This window comes from Labrys sp. WJW (assembly GCF_001676615.1).
In the GTDB taxonomy this organism is placed as follows: Bacteria; Pseudomonadota; Alphaproteobacteria; order Rhizobiales; family Labraceae; genus Labrys; species Labrys sedimenti.
The window spans coordinates 181,896-195,829 of the sequence record NZ_LYXZ01000014.1 but is presented as its reverse complement, the minus strand read 5'-3'; the positions used below and the strand labels follow the sequence as shown (position 1 = coordinate 195,829).

The following is a 13,934-nucleotide window of genomic DNA, read 5'->3' as shown; positions in this document are numbered from 1 at the left end:
TGAAACAGGGTGTTTCACGCCCGGGGCTGGTCACCCCCCAAGCATCCGAAGGAGTTCATGGCCGACGCGGTCAGGCAGGTCGCGGGCAATCACATTGTTGAAGGCATCGAGCGTCTCACCCCGCACCATCTCCTGGGGGATGTAGACACCAGACTTGCGCTTATGGATCGGCGTACGCCTTGCCCCTGCTGCACGCTCGAAGACATGCCCGCCCATACTCAGCGGCACGCGGTTCGGGAACAGGCCGCCCTTGAGGAAGGTATGGGCGAAGATCTGTCGATTGCCACGTGGCGCGGCGCTGACACCGCTACGGGTCTCGCGCGGATCGAAGTACTTGAGCGAGACATCCCCGCCCCGCGTCGTCATGCTGTATTCGAGCAGCCGAAATGAAGGCTTTTTGACCTTCACCGCCCGCACGATCACCTTGCGCTTGAGCCCGGTCTGGACAGTCAGGGCGCGGATGACCTGCGTTTTGGCCTTGTCACCGGTTCGGCTCAAGGCCCGTTGCAGCGCTTTCTCCGGGTGCTGGGCCGCCGCCAACATGTTGGCGTAGCGATCGAGCACACCATCCGTGCGCGCAACGAAGAGCGCCATTACATGACCCCCTCCAACGAAAAACCCCGACGCGGGGAGCATCGGGGTTTTGGATTTCTTTCTTACCGTGTTCGAAGCTATGTCAAATCGCCGTCGCACGTCAAGCACAAAGAGAGAACAAAATTCGGCGACCTTCGCGCGGTCCGGTTTCCCAAGGCCGAGCAGCCCGCTCCAGAGGCAGAAGGCGGATGCTTTGCAGCCGACCCGCCAACTCCTCGGCGAGGAAGGACAAGGCCGAATGCCACAACTCGTATTCCGCCCGGGCGATCGCTACCGGGAAGGCATCGGGATCGAGGTAGAAGCGCTGATAGGCGTCATGGTAGGGGCGGCGGCGCTTGGCGTCGAAACCATCGACCTCGACCTCCATGGCTTCCCGCCCCTCGCCACGCAGCACGCGCCGGAACCAGGCAGGCTGGCCGTAGGTATTGCGCTCGACCTTCACCTCGAAGGCCTCGCCCTGCCAATCCGGCTCCGTCCCCATGATGGCGTGGCGCAGGATCAGCTTCTGGACGGGCCTGCGCAGCCGTTGGCGGCCCGCGTCATCAATGATGGTCAGATGACGAATGGCTCGCACGGCCGCCGCCATGGCCAGCGGGCGCGCCTCCCCCGCCACATCCGCAAACGGATCCCAGTCTTCGGGCAGAGCCAGTTCAAGATCCGCCAGCGCATCGACCATGTCGCCGACCTCATAGGCGTCAGGATGCGGGAGGCGCTGCGAAGCGATATCGGGCACCACGCCATAGGCATTGCAGTCGATCACCGTCAGAAGCTGGGCGTAGCTCTCCACATTGGCCCATCCCCTGCCAAACGTTGCAGGACCGCGCTGCGCCACCTTGGCATGGGGCAATTCGTCCACATAGGCCCACCTCAAAACCCGCTCGATATCCATGCTGCGCATCGGCTTTGCCCTCAAAGAACCAAGCCTGATGGCTTGGTGATAGTTGGTGATAGTTGGTGAGGGTTTTAAACAAACCCTCAGGGTTAAATTCGTTTGTCTTTTCCGTTGGTTAGATGGTTATGGCGAGGGTTGGCGATAGTTTTTCACGCATATCAATGTTTTTGCTTTGCTTGGGGATTGCTGCCCCGCACCCCGAATATTTCCGATATACGCGCGCGAACCGTCGCCAACCCTCGCCAAACCATCTCAACTTATTGATATCGTTACAGAACCCCGCACCCCGAACCCTCGCCACAACCCTCCAGAACCCTCGCCAACCCTCGCCATTGCCTCACGCGCGCGAGGGTTGGGCCGCTCAATCTCCATCGTGCGGAGCGGGGGTGCGGGGGTCGTCAGGCCGCGAAGGCACGTCGTGCAGTTCGATATCGGTGTAGTAGAACCGCCCGCCGATTTGCTCTTTCTTGAAGCGTTGCCCGAGCACACGCCCAAACTTGGTCGTGGTTCGCGCTCGCTTGGCATTGGCCAGCGACCAGCTGACATAGGCCTGGTACATGTCGTTGGCCTGGACACGGATGCCACTGGAGGGCCGCACGCAGGCGGCAAGGAAGTCCCCGATCGGGTCCATTTCCTCCCGATACCCTGCCGTGCTGGCCCGAACTGCCTCGGCAATGACGAGGCCGTTGGCGAGATAGTCCATGGCACCGGCCGCCAGCCAGGCGAGAATGCCGGCCGACTCCTCGCGCACCAGTTCCGATACCATCTCCTCGAAGTCGCGGCGCTCTTCCTCCGGCACGGTCTGGTCCCAATGCATCACGAGCAGGCGCCGCCAGATGCCGTTATCCGTCCCGTCGATCGTCGGGAAACCGTTGCCCGACATATGGGGCGTCGCAAAGCTCTGGAACTCGAAATAGCCCTTGAACAGGGAGCGCACCGGAAAGGCCTCGCCACCCGTCAAGCGCTTGATGAGATCCTCCTGCAGGGGCACGTCGCCTTTGACCTCGAGGATACGAACCATGCGCTTGCCATAGAGCCGCACCAGGTCCGGCGACGCCGAGCCGGTGCCGCGTTCCGTGCCGCCCACCACCGATTCGCGAGGCAGGCCGACGGCCAGCCCCTGCCCCAGCACGCGGGTGAGCGTTTCCAGGAAGACCGATTTGCCGTTCGCGCCAGCGCCATAGTGGAACATCACGAACTGCGGGGCGAGCCCGAGCAGGCCCGTGCCGGCGAATTGCTGCATGGTGCGTCGGCGATCGAGGTCCGGCATCATGCGATCGAGAAAGGCCCGCCATTTGGGCGCCGGCGCATCCTTCCCTGCCCAGGCGAAGGGAATGCAGGCCGTGATCCAGTCCCGCCGCTCATGCCGCTCAACGGCATTCACCGTGCCCTGGTAGCGCACGATTTCGGGATCCGGGCATTCCATGTCCTGCTCGCGCCCGAAGACCAGCGTATGGCTGCTGCAGGCCACCTTGTGCTGATCGACATTGAAGGCGTGAGCCGGCCTGCGCAGCTTGGGCGCCGCACAGTCGAGCATGGCGGCAATCTTCGCCTTGTTCTTGGACGAGACGCCGAAGCGCCGGCGCCCGACCTTGCGCTTGTCCAGCGCCGCCCGGGCCTCCTCGCCAGCGTCTATCTCCGCCCGCAGCTTGGCACGCCGCCGCACCAGATCGGGATCGGCATCCTTGGCCTTCTCCATGGCCTTTTCGAGTTCCTCGAGCTCGGCTTCCGCCATGGCGGCCCGCTCGATCGCACGGCGCTCCTGCGGCGTCTGCTCCATGACATCTGCCTCGAGGCCGATCAGGTCGCCGATCTTGGAAGCCTTGAGCCAGGCGAGCGCAGCGCCCTCGGCCGCGTCCCAATGCGTGCCGGTCCACACCAGCCAGTCACCGGTCGCGACGCCCTCCTGGGCAATGACGGTGAGATCCTCGCCATGGTGGCAGATCAGGCGCGTGGCATTGTCGGTGTCCGAATGATCGAGCACCTTGCACACATCGATCGCGCCCATGTCGACGGAACCGACATCACGGCCGGAGGGGGCCTCATTCTCGTCAAACCCTGCCTCATTCGAAAATTCGGCTGATGAGTGGGGTACGGGGCTCTGGCGGCCTTCGCTGATCAGGCGGCCCATGTCACTCCCGCCGATTACGGGGGCGTGCTCTACGCGGTCAACGATACGGCCGAAATTGTTCCCGGATTCAGCCACGGAAGACCTCTAAATTTGGACATGCAAGCAAAGATATGCTGATTATTGGTATTGATTCTGGCGTCTTATTGAGTTCCACCAAACGAACTTGAATGTTGGCGGCGACATGCAAAGCAACGAGCAGCTGCAAGCGCGAAATGATCGACATTTTTTTCTTGTCGTAGGCATTGCCATTGGATGCGCTATTGGCTTCGGGCTGGCGACCCTTGCAGGCGCGATATCCAGTCTGAAAGACTGGCAACCGCTTATGGCCAGCCTGGTTGCTGTCTTCGCCGCCCTTATCGCCCTCTACAATGTTCGCGTGCAGATTACAGCCGGATTCAAGAAGGATGCGATCGCTAGGGCAGCTGATCGCGAAGCCAGGGTTGAAGAAGCGCGTCGAAATGACAAACCATATCGCGATTGCGCCCATCTCGTTGGGCAACTCACGTCCGACGCGTTCAAACAGTGTCAGTTTGTGTTGAATACGCGGGTTAATCTTCTGGCAAACAGCGATGATTGGCTCCGGCCGGTCACCCCACTGAACCTCGCTCAATACAAGGGCTGGCGCCCATCCTGGGACGACATCTATCGCCCATTGGCTCACGAAACGGCAAGCGGCCTCACCAAGATGGGCAACGGCATTGCGACAACTATCCTCAAACTCGTCGATAGAGTGGTCGTAATTTCCGACGCGCATGAAAAGCTGGTGTCCATGCCGTATTTGACGGCACCACCAGACTACAGCCAAAGCACGGAAGCGTTGGCCATCATCGAGCAATTTCTCCCGATGGCAGAAGAGCTCAAACGAGGAGCGATCTATTGAGTTGAAGTCCACGACCTTCATCTCTCCGGCCCCATAAGCATGTCGTTGAAATCTTCGTCCGCATCCGCCATGGCGCAGCGGATAGCCTTGAGGCTGGGGCAAAGTTGCCCGTGCCGCGCACCCGCGCGGATCAACGCCTGTTGCGTCATGTAGGCCTCGCTGTCGCCGTCACCGAGCAGGAACAACTCCTCGATTCCGGCCGGCACGACGAAGGCCTGGCTGTTGAGATCCGGCACCGGCCCAGGCACCTTCACCGCACGCGTGCGCCCCTTAGCGTCGGTGGTCGTGGCCGTCGGGTGGCGCACGGTCTCGGTAGCCCGCCCAGCGAGATTGCCAAGGTCGACCGAGGATAAGAACATATCGCCATCGCCAAGCCGCCTGGCGCGCGCCATCGCGTACCAGACCGATAGGCCTGTCTCGATCCCCTCCCCTACGAATAGACGCCGGGGCTCGGGCACTGAGCGCAGCACAATGTGATTGCCCTTCTTAGTGCCCCGCACCTTTTTTTCGGGCCAAGGCTCGCCATCAGGGTCGAGCCCAGGAGAGAACTTGCGCCAGAAGCCGTTTTCCCGGGTGAGATAGGTGGTGTGCAATCCGCGAAAGCGGCCGTCTGGCCCGACGATCGCCGCGTTGAGGGCAGGACCGGTATGCACCATCTTCCAGCCATTGCTCTCTGGCACGTAATAGCGCATCTGCGGATGGAAGCGCAGGGCGGCCGTTGCCGGCACCTGGGGAATACCCCGCGCCTCCAGGTAATAGGCCGCCGGCGTGCCCGCGAGAGCGCGGCCGGCGCACCAGATTTCATAGAGCCGCTTGCGCTCCTTCTCGCGGTACGCGTCGGCTTGCCTATCCTTTTCGGCCTGCGCATCGGCGGCCTCTTTGTCCCGCTTGGCCTCGCGCTCGGCAATTTCCGCCTTTTCTTCGGGCGTCAGAGCGCGACCGTGCGGAGGCGGACCGGCGAGCAATTCACAGGCCGCCAGGAAATCGATCCCCGAAGCCATCATCACGAGCTTGATCACGTCCCCGCCGGTACCGCAGCCCCGGCACGACCAGAGTTTCTTGCGCACATTGACGGCGAAGCGATCCCGGCCCTGGCGCTCGATCGGGCACGGCCCGGCGCGCTCATGCCCCTTGCCGAGCTTAATGCCACGCCGCTCGACTTCGCTGACGAGATCGACATCCCTGGCACGCGCAACCCAGTCCTTGAAGGCGGCATCATCGATCATGCCACTTTCCTTCCGCCCCAAAAGTGTGTATGTGAATACACATTATCTCTTGACGCCACACCGCTTAGTGTGTATAACCATACACATCGAAACGGGAGGCGCGATGGAAAGAGACCTGATGAAGATCCGGCGGCAGCTCGAAAGAGAAGGCTGGATCCCCCGGGAAGGAGCGGACCACATGGTCTACACCCACCCCGAAAAGCCCGGCAGGGTGATCGTCCCGAAAGGGAGGGGAGACGTAGCCAGCGGGACCGCCCGCTCCATAGCGAAACAGGCCGGGTGGTAAGCCACCCGGTCTCTTCCCGATACGCACGCCCACAACCAAGGTACTCAGAATGACCATGTATATCGCGGTGCTCGAAAAGGAGCCCGGCACGCTCTGGAGCGTCTATTTTCCAGATCTTCCCGGCTGCACCACGGCCGGCGAAACCATGCAGGAGGCGGCGAGCAAGGCCCAGGAAGCCTTGCGCCTTTGGGCCGAGGATGCGCTCGACCGCGGCGAAGCCTTGCCGCAGCCCAGCCCTGCCGATGCAATCGCGTTTGAGTTGGATGCGAATGGCGAAAAGGGAACGCTGTTTGCCGTTCCCTTGCTCACCAATGCGGCGCGCCCGGTGCGCGTCAACATCACCATTCCGGCCGACACTCTCGAGGCGATCGACGAGGCCGCCAAGCGCCAGGGCATGAACCGCAGCGCCTTCCTGACGAATGCTGCCCTTGAGAAGATCAAGCAGGTTGCGTGAAGTATGGGAGGTCGCGGTCACTCTGCGGCCTCCCGCATATGAGCAAGGTCGGGACAGTTGGCGCGCACCAAAGCTGCGGCAAGAACCGGCGAGACCGAGTTGCCGCAGCATTTAACGGCAACCGTCGATGTGAACGGCTTACCCTCAGCATCCCGCTCGATCTGGTAGGAATCGGGAAAGCCCTGGGCACGGAAAAGCTCGCGCGGAGTCAGCATCCGCATCCCGATGTCGACAATCTCATGGGGTTCGCCATTCACCATGACCAGGCCGAGCCTGTCTTCGGCCGTCACGGTATGCATCGGGTCCGTCAGGGCCTGCCCCACGGTCGTGCGATAATATTTGATGAGGAACGCCCGAACCTCGGCCAAATGCCCGCCGCCGGCACAGATCGTTGGCGCAGGCTTATCGGCAGCCTGGTCTCGGCGATCGCTGCCGTGAAGCGACATCAGATGCGCAGCAGTCACGGCCTGCGTACAGCCCTTGCCGACGATCGTGGAAACGGGTTCGCGAGCATCGTGTCCGACCATGCCGCTATTGTGCTGGTTGAGGAAGGCGGCCACGACTGCGTGGCGGTTCTCAGTGACTACCGTGCGGAGCGGCTCGTCAGCGCTCGCCGACCGATCATGCGACCCGGAACCTGGCCCGTAATAGGCTGAGAGATGCGCCGCCACAACGCCGTGGCGAGGAGCCCCAGCCATCACGGTATGCAAGGGCTCCTCAGGCATCAAACCCGTCGAGTTTTCCGAGAACTTCGTGAGATGGGCCGCCACCAATGAACCACCATTGCCGGTCGGAACCACGGTCGGCATCGGCCGATCGATCGGCAATGCCCTCGGCTCCTGCCCCGCGCGCTCGCCATAGCGAGGCACCAGATAGGGCGCGACCAGCGCGTGCTCACCCCTCGGCGCGCAGGTGATAGTGCGAAGGGGCTCGTCGACGTCGTTCACTCGGGCATCGCCCGTATGCGTCACAGGAACGATGAAGGGCTTTGCGGCATCGATCACGTAGCGCCACACACCCTTGCCGATGCGCGCCATGGTATTCTCGACTAGAGGTCGGTTGCAGCCAAGCGCCCTGCCCTCCTCGCGAGTGAGAAAGATCGAGGGGCACGGCCGCCACCAATCGATACAGTCGGCGGCCGTGCGCCAGGTAAGGCGGCGGCCTTGGATCACCTCCTCACTATCCGGCGCACCATGGGAGGCGTCGGGCCAGATGATCTTGCCGCCATCGCGCCTGGCGATCAGGAAAAGGCGCTTGCGGATCGTCGGCGCGCCATAGTCGCAGGCTCGCAATTCGCGATGCTCGACCTTGTAGCCCAGCCGGCGCAGTTCCTCCGTCCATTGCTGGAACGTCTGTCCCTTTCGATCAGGACAAGGCCGTCCCTCGGGCGTCAGCGGCCCCCAGTCGCGGAACTCCTCGACATTCTCCAACATGATCACGCGAGGACGGGCGCGCTTAGCCCACAGCACCACCACCCAGGCGAGGTCGCGGATATTCCGCTTCAAGGGCTTGCCGCCCTTGGCCTTGGAATGGTGCTTGCAGTCCGGCGAGGCCCAAAGCAGGCCGACACGCCTATGCCCGACATGCTCAAGCGGATTCACGTGCCAGACGTTGCGCTGCAGATGCAGCGTCAACGGGTGATTGACGGCATGCATGCGGATGGCATCAGCATCGTGATTCACCGCGATGTCGGGTGAGCGGCCGAGGGCCATCTCGATGCCAAGGGAGGCGCCACCGCCGCCGGCAAAGAGGTCGACGATCAACTCGTCGGCTTCGAAAATCATAGGCGCGGCCGGACCAAGGCCGGGCAAGAATTCGAGGGAATGCATCGGACGCATCAGGCCACGCTCCCAAATTTGTTGAGTTCATTGCCCCAGCCATCCCAGCCAGGGCGCAGCTGGCGCGCGAAGATGTCGGCCCGTCGGGCGCCTGGTGTGGCAGCCTCAACGCGGGCATAAAATTCGTCCGGCTTACGGGAGTGCTCGCGGGCCAAGCCGTCGAAGCTGTCTTCCGCCAGTGTCTCGACGAGGTTTGGGAAGCGGCTTCCGATGAAATCCGGGCCTGCCAGCGTGCCGATCAGATAGGGTTCGCAGACGCTGCGCTGGATATAGCCAGGCCCCCAGCGCAGCTTTCCGCTGGCCGTGCGTTTTGCCCAGACCCCGCCCGTTTTGTATTTCACGCCCCATCGCGCGAAGAGGTCGATCTGCCTGTGCAGCAGCGGCCATGTACCCCACAGGATGAGCACGCCGCCCGGCGCCAGCGTATCGCCCAGGCGCAATGCCTCGATGTCCGCCATCGACATGGTTGGGTACTGCGCCTCCGGCGACTTCGCGTAGCCACGTTCGGTGCGCGCCTCCCATTCCCATGGCGGATCGGCCATCGCGAGGTCATACGCGAACAGAGGGAGGCCGAGATCGGCCCGGGCGAGGTTCATGCCTTCCTCCGCCAGGCGGGAAGGCGTCGCTCGATCTGCCATAGTGCGAAGTCGATCGCCCATGCGATCGCAGGCGCGCACCAGACCAGGAGCACGATCAGAAGGGGATCGCTCATCACAACGCCCTTTCGTCGCAGAGCAGCCCCGGCGAACCGGTCAGGCTCAAGCGCGGATTGAAGGGGATGCGCAGACGGATGCCGCCGTCCTTGGTCGGCACCGAGACAATCGGCTCGCCATAGGCCCTGCGCAGATCGTCGAGATGCGCATCGCAGGCTTCTTGCTGCAGCGTTCGCACGCGTTCTAGGTGCCAAGCTTCCATTGCCGTGAGCCCATCATTTTCCGGCATGGCCGATCTCCTTCATCAGCTTGAGGTCGGCCGCGCTCCACAGGCCATTCGTTGTGTCGGCGAGCACCACCTCGAGGCGCTTTGCGCCGAGGCCGGTAGCCCTTCGGATCTGCCAGGCGACAAGGCCGGCCGCGGCCATGTTGCGCGCCGCCCGGGCCAGCCTCCGCGCGCGTTTCTCAACGCGAACCCGCAGGGGCGGTTGGCGCAGGTGCCGTCGCGAGACGATCAACGTCGTCACCCGGCTGCTCTGATGTTCGAAGCCTTCACCGCAGCCAGATTTCGTCGCATCGAAAGGACGTTGGTGCCGAGTTCCCCTGCCACTCGGTCGATCGCCTCTGCCTCGGCAGCGGTCACGACCCCGTCCGCGATCGCCGAGGCATAGGCAGTCATCACCTCGGCCGATTTTCGCAGCGTCTCGGAGATGTCACTGGCGAGGCAGGCTTGTTGCCGCTCCTCCGCTTCGGGGTCCGTAAGACGGCGGCCGCTCATGTCCGCCATCACCTGCGTCACCAGTGGCAGCCCGCAATCGGCCTCGAGCGCTAAGGCGGCCGGGATGGTGATCAGGTCGGGCGAGCCAGGCGCTTGGAAGCGGCTGATTTCGGACTTGGACAGCAAGGCGATTTCGCCGGCGCGAACCACGCCGCCGCACACTTTGACCAGGTCGCGGGTCGCGGCCTTGATGCGCAGTATGGAAGTTTCAGGGATGGACACGGGGCAAGGCTCCGCTGTTCGGGAAAACGCCGCGCGCTTTCCCGTATCGGGAAGAAAAGGGATCAGGCAGAAATCAGCCCATCAGATCACGGGCCGAAACGGTCAGGAGCTATCGACATGGACAGGTCTTTCGCAAACGTCGCCCACACAAAAGGCCGCCGCTGGCGGGGGATCGCCAGCGGCGGCAGGCCCAACCGTCGCGTCAACAACAGGCAGGGTGGGTCGGGGGATATCAGACGGCCAGGCGAGGCCTTCCGGCCAGTTGGCGGAGAACCAAATGATAGCCCGGTCAACGCGACGGGCACCCATATCGCCACCCTGGCGAAGGTGCTTCAGGCGCGTGCCGTCACCAAAGACGATAGTCGACACGCGCGACTCGGAAAGCTTGCGCTGGTCCGCGAAGGCTGACGCCAGCGCCAGAAGGGTATCAATCGGGTTCATATCCCAACCGTGCGATAAAAATAGCGCTGGGTCAAGGCTAATTTTATCGCAAGCGTGCGAAATTCAAGTGCGATAAGATTATCCCATGAGCGACGACAGCACCCTTGCCGGCCGGATTCAGATTCGGCTCAATGATCTCCACCTGGACGCGACGCCTACCTCGCTCGAGGCCGGTCTTTCCGCGAGTGCCATCCGCAACATATTGGAAGGCAAGTCGAAATCCCCGCGCAACGATACGCTTGTGCGCCTCGCTCGTGTTCTGAAAACCAGTGTGGATTGGCTCGGTGAAAACCGCGGCCCCAAGGAACTCGATAGCCCTGCGGCCGAGACAGCATTGCCGCCAAGGCAGATCCTGCCGCCGCCGAATGCATCTATTTCTATGGTTCCCGCCCCAAGAATGCTGGATGACCACATCAACGTCCTCGGCCTGGCAAAGGGCGGCGCGGACGGGCGCTTTCAGTTCAATGGCGACGTCGTCGAGACCATCCCTCGCCCGGACTTCCTGCGAGGCGTCGTTGGCGCGTACGGGCTGTACGTCGAAGGAGACAGTATGTTTCCACGATACAAGGCCGGCGAGCTGGTCTGGATCCATCCCGGAAAATCGCCCAAGCGCGAAGATGATGTGGTGGTACAGCTCCACCCCGATGTCGAGGGCGATCCGCCGGAAGGATACATCAAGGAGTTTAGGGGCTGGTCTCCTAGCAAACTATTGCTATGGCAGTGGAATCCAGCCGAAGAATTCAACATTGACCGCCCTCTGGTCAAAGCCGTTCATGTAATCGTCGGCAGGCGCTAAGCCGCATAGGCCTGCGCACCTGCCGCAGGAATACGTCCGAACTCGGCAATAATTTCCGCGTCAGCGAACTCGCCCAGATCCGCGTCACCAGTACGCGAAAATGCGATTGCACCAACAACCCCATTCAGGCCCGCCGCCAGCTTGACGGCATGATCACGATCGCGGGCCGGACGCGGTTGACCAGGCACCAGACGACCGCGCATGCCCTCCACAAAGGGCAAAACGACGAAGTACGTTACTTTGGCCATGACACCCCCAGACGCCTTTACAACGAGAACAATTCAAGAACATGCCTAACGATGAGTCAACGGAGGCACGACAAATTTCTTTGCTGCGCCGCCAAATAGCGCGGAAGGGATAAATTTAGCGTAATTCTTGTTGACACGCTAAAAATATCGCGCATTATCGCATCCATTCCACCAATGGAGGCGGCCATGCTGCTCAATTCCCCTCTTCGTGATGAAATGACCGACATCTCCGCCGTCCGAGCGCTGATGGCCAAGGACATGATCGAGATCCTGGTTGAGCGCGGCCTCGATGCCGGCATCACCGAACGCGACCTGCGCGAGCGCGGCTGGTCCGAGAGCCAGATCCGCAACCATGGCGGCAATGCCCGCGAGCGCATGGAGATTCAGCGCAGCAAGCGCCGCGCCCAGGCCGGTCGCCACCTCGCTTTCGCCTGAGGTCTTCGCATGATCTGGATGCAGACCAGTTCCGGCCGGGCCTTCGACCTGCTCGATCCCAAGGTCGCCGATGTCGACCTCGTCAACGATGTCGGCCCGGCCCTGGCCCGCAGCGGCCGCTATGCCGGCGCGGTGCCTGGCGGCACCTTCTCCATCGCCCAGCATTGCGTCGTCGGCTGCGACGCGCTGATGCAGGAGACGGGCCGGGCGGATCTGGCCGCATGGTTCCTGCTTCACGATGCGCACGAGGCCTATATCGGCGATATCACCTCGCCGATGGCCATGGCGCTCGACGCTCTGGTTTCCCGGAGCCTAGAGCACATCACCGGCGCCAAGAACAGCGACCGCAAGGTGCTGGGCCGCAGCCAGTTCAGACAAGCGCTCGGCTACCTCAAGCTGCGCTGCGATCTCGCCATCCATGCCGCTGCCGGCATCAACCGGCCCAGCGATGCCGACAGCGAGATCATTCACGCCATGGATCTGCGCATGCTCAAGGTCGAGCGCGACCAACTTTGCGCCCGTCCGCCGCGTCCATGGCATCCCTCGATCGAGAGCGCCAAGCCCGTGCCCATGCGCGGCCGGCTCTCCATCTGGGGTTGGCCCCGAGCCACCGACGAGTGGCTGCTGCGCCTGCGTACCTACTGCCCCAACGCCAACGGACTCTGAGGAGAGCCCCATGAAACGCATCCGTGATGCGCAGACCATCATCGGCGCCCTGGAAGGCGGCGATGCCGCCGCCGCCCTGGGCAAGGAGATCACCGAAACCCTTGCCGCCCTGAAGGAAATCAGCGGCGGCCGGCCCAAGAACAAGGTGAAGGGCAAGGTGATCCTCACCCTGGATATCGAGGTCGAGGGCTCCTCGGCCGAGATCACGGCCGACATCCAGTCGAAGAGGCCCAAGCCCGTGCGCGGCGCCTCCTTCTATTGGGTGCTCGACGACGGCTCGCTCTCCACCGAGCATCCCCAACAAACCAACATGTTCGACGGGCCCCGCTCGCTCGACCGCAACGAGGCGGCCGGCGGCTGACGCCGGCGCCATCCCTCCCCTCAACCAGGAAACCGCCCCATGGCCCCCGTCTCTACGCCGGCAAGCGTCACGCTGCCGTCCGACACCGCCGTCAAGGATATCGCTCAGCTCGGCCGCGAAGCCGCCGGGATCGACATCGTCACCATCAAGGCCCCGGCCGGGATGGTCGGCGTGCCTGCCGAGATCCCCGTCGGCATTATTCACGGCGCCCAGCCCGAGATCGATTCGGTCGATAACCTGTTCGAACGGTACCGCACGGCCCCAACGGACAAGCGCGGCATTGCCCGCGCGCTGACCCTCGACAGCTTCATCGCCCTCACGAACCGTCATAAGACTAAGGATAGCGTGGTCTTTGCCGACACGACCTGGACCAATCCGAGCTTTACGGCTGTTATCGACTACCACGAGGACAAGTCCGCCGGCGCCGCCAACAATCTCAAGCATCGCATCGCCTACAGCTTCCCCCTCTCCGACGAATGGAAAGCCTGGACCAAACTCAACGGCCAGCCGATGGCGCAGGGCGATTTCGCCGCCTTCATCGAGGACCGCATCGCCGACCTCTCCAGCCCGTCCGACTTCGAGCGGTCCAACCTCGAGCGGGATTTCGGCACCACGATCGCCACGCCGAGCGACCTCATCCGCCTATCGCGCGGCCTGCAGGTGAATGTGGAATCGCGCCTCAAGCGGGCGGTCAACCTGCAGACCGGCGAGGCCGAGATTTCCTTCGAGGAGAGCCATAAGGACGCCGACGGCAAGCCGATCAAGGTGCCCGGCCTGTTCATCCTGGCGATCTCGCCCTTCTTCATGGGTGAAAAGGTCCGTATTCCCGTACGCCTGCGCTACCGGACCAGCGGCGAAAAGCTGATCTGGCTCTACCAAATCTACCGCCCCGACCAGTTCGTGACCGAGCGTGTCCGCGAGGACCTGGCCACCGTGGGCGCGCAGACCAGCCTGCCAACGTTCGAAGGCGGCCCCGAAGCCTAAGCCAGCCCTGCCAAGCACGACCCGGCGGCTCTGCCGCCGGGCATCCCCA

General features: G+C 62.9%; 18 protein-coding genes. 8 read left to right on the top strand and 10 right to left on the bottom strand.

Going from position 1 to position 13,934, the window contains the following annotated elements:
- Positions 1-30: 30 nt before the first annotated feature.
- From BA190_RS10105 to BA190_RS10095, 3 genes are all read right to left on the bottom strand, one after another.
- Positions 31-594 (bottom strand): hypothetical protein, encoded by a 564-nt coding sequence (locus tag BA190_RS10105; protein ID WP_068285770.1) that lies wholly within the window; start codon positions 592-594, stop codon positions 31-33.
- A gap of 100 nt (positions 595-694) precedes the next feature.
- The gene (locus BA190_RS10100) at positions 695-1,492 is read right to left on the bottom strand and encodes a hypothetical protein (protein WP_068285768.1); all 798 of its coding nucleotides are present in this window, start codon (positions 1,490-1,492) and stop codon (positions 695-697) included.
- A 355-nt stretch (positions 1,493-1,847) separates the two neighbouring features.
- The gene (locus BA190_RS10095) at positions 1,848-3,617 is read right to left on the bottom strand and encodes a phage/plasmid primase, P4 family (protein WP_068285767.1); all 1,770 of its coding nucleotides are present in this window, start codon (positions 3,615-3,617) and stop codon (positions 1,848-1,850) included.
- Between the two features lie 181 nt (positions 3,618-3,798).
- Here BA190_RS10095 and BA190_RS10090 point away from each other — a divergent pair, with 181 nt between their 5' ends.
- On the top strand, positions 3,799-4,497 hold the full coding sequence (locus BA190_RS10090) for a hypothetical protein (RefSeq protein WP_068285765.1): 699 nt from the start codon (positions 3,799-3,801) through the stop codon (positions 4,495-4,497).
- 17 nt (positions 4,498-4,514) lie between these two features.
- Here BA190_RS10090 and BA190_RS10085 read toward each other — a convergent pair whose 3' ends face one another.
- The gene (locus tag BA190_RS10085; RefSeq protein ID WP_068285763.1) at positions 4,515-5,723 is read right to left on the bottom strand and encodes a CHC2 zinc finger domain-containing protein; all 1,209 of its coding nucleotides are present in this window, start codon (positions 5,721-5,723) and stop codon (positions 4,515-4,517) included.
- On the opposite strand from BA190_RS10085, the gene BA190_RS37200 reads away from it, so the two are divergent.
- Both BA190_RS37200 and BA190_RS10075 read left to right on the top strand, forming a co-directional pair.
- A complete protein-coding gene (locus tag BA190_RS37200; protein ID WP_371260310.1) occupies positions 5,641-6,009 on the top strand; it encodes a type II toxin-antitoxin system HicA family toxin in 369 nt (122 codons plus the stop codon). The genes BA190_RS10085 and BA190_RS37200 overlap by 83 nt on opposite strands.
- A gap of 49 nt (positions 6,010-6,058) precedes the next feature.
- Positions 6,059-6,463 (top strand): type II toxin-antitoxin system HicB family antitoxin, encoded by a 405-nt coding sequence (locus BA190_RS10075; protein WP_068285759.1) that lies wholly within the window; start codon positions 6,059-6,061, stop codon positions 6,461-6,463.
- 17 nt (positions 6,464-6,480) lie between these two features.
- Here BA190_RS10075 and BA190_RS10070 read toward each other — a convergent pair whose 3' ends face one another.
- From BA190_RS10070 to BA190_RS10055, 5 genes are all read right to left on the bottom strand, one after another.
- Positions 6,481-8,247 (bottom strand): DNA cytosine methyltransferase, encoded by a 1,767-nt coding sequence (locus BA190_RS10070; protein WP_068285936.1) that lies wholly within the window; start codon positions 8,245-8,247, stop codon positions 6,481-6,483.
- A 53-nt stretch (positions 8,248-8,300) separates the two neighbouring features.
- Positions 8,301-8,897, bottom strand: a complete 597-nt coding sequence (locus tag BA190_RS10065) for an MT-A70 family methyltransferase (RefSeq protein ID WP_068285758.1) — start codon at positions 8,895-8,897, stop codon at positions 8,301-8,303.
- Positions 8,898-9,012: 115 nt separating this feature from the next.
- Entirely contained in the window at positions 9,013-9,243 is a 231-nt protein-coding gene (locus BA190_RS10060) for a hypothetical protein (RefSeq protein WP_156771457.1), read from the bottom strand.
- Positions 9,230-9,481 carry a hypothetical protein gene (locus BA190_RS35865; protein ID WP_156771456.1) on the bottom strand — a complete coding sequence of 84 codons (252 nt, stop codon included), beginning with the start codon at positions 9,479-9,481 and terminating at the stop codon, positions 9,230-9,232. The genes BA190_RS10060 and BA190_RS35865 overlap by 14 nt, the downstream gene beginning before the upstream one ends.
- Positions 9,478-9,954, bottom strand: a complete 477-nt coding sequence (locus tag BA190_RS10055; RefSeq protein WP_068285753.1) for a hypothetical protein — start codon at positions 9,952-9,954, stop codon at positions 9,478-9,480. The genes BA190_RS35865 and BA190_RS10055 overlap by 4 nt, the downstream gene beginning before the upstream one ends.
- Positions 9,955-10,480: 526 nt before the next feature.
- Here BA190_RS10055 and BA190_RS10050 point away from each other — a divergent pair.
- Positions 10,481-11,191, top strand: a complete 711-nt coding sequence (locus BA190_RS10050) for a S24 family peptidase (RefSeq protein ID WP_068285751.1) — start codon at positions 10,481-10,483, stop codon at positions 11,189-11,191.
- On the opposite strand, the gene BA190_RS10045 is transcribed toward BA190_RS10050, so the two are convergent.
- Positions 11,188-11,439: a hypothetical protein gene (locus tag BA190_RS10045; RefSeq protein ID WP_068285749.1), complete on the bottom strand. Its 252-nt coding sequence runs from the start codon at positions 11,437-11,439 to the stop codon at positions 11,188-11,190. The two genes, BA190_RS10050 and BA190_RS10045, sit on opposite strands and share 4 nt — an antisense overlap.
- Positions 11,440-11,625: 186 nt before the next feature.
- Here BA190_RS10045 and BA190_RS10040 point away from each other — a divergent pair, with 186 nt between their 5' ends.
- The 4 genes from BA190_RS10040 to BA190_RS10025 are packed head-to-tail and all read left to right on the top strand — an operon-like array spanning position 11,626 to position 13,885.
- Entirely contained in the window at positions 11,626-11,874 is a 249-nt protein-coding gene (locus BA190_RS10040; RefSeq protein WP_068285747.1) for a hypothetical protein, read from the top strand.
- A 9-nt stretch (positions 11,875-11,883) separates the two neighbouring features.
- The gene (locus BA190_RS10035) at positions 11,884-12,540 is read left to right on the top strand and encodes a hypothetical protein (protein WP_068285745.1); all 657 of its coding nucleotides are present in this window, start codon (positions 11,884-11,886) and stop codon (positions 12,538-12,540) included.
- A gap of 10 nt (positions 12,541-12,550) precedes the next feature.
- Positions 12,551-12,901: a hypothetical protein gene (locus BA190_RS10030; RefSeq protein ID WP_068285743.1), complete on the top strand. Its 351-nt coding sequence runs from the start codon at positions 12,551-12,553 to the stop codon at positions 12,899-12,901.
- Between the two features lie 39 nt (positions 12,902-12,940).
- Positions 12,941-13,885: a DUF2303 family protein gene (locus tag BA190_RS10025; protein WP_068285741.1), complete on the top strand. Its 945-nt coding sequence runs from the start codon at positions 12,941-12,943 to the stop codon at positions 13,883-13,885.
- Positions 13,886-13,934 lie beyond the last annotated feature (49 nt).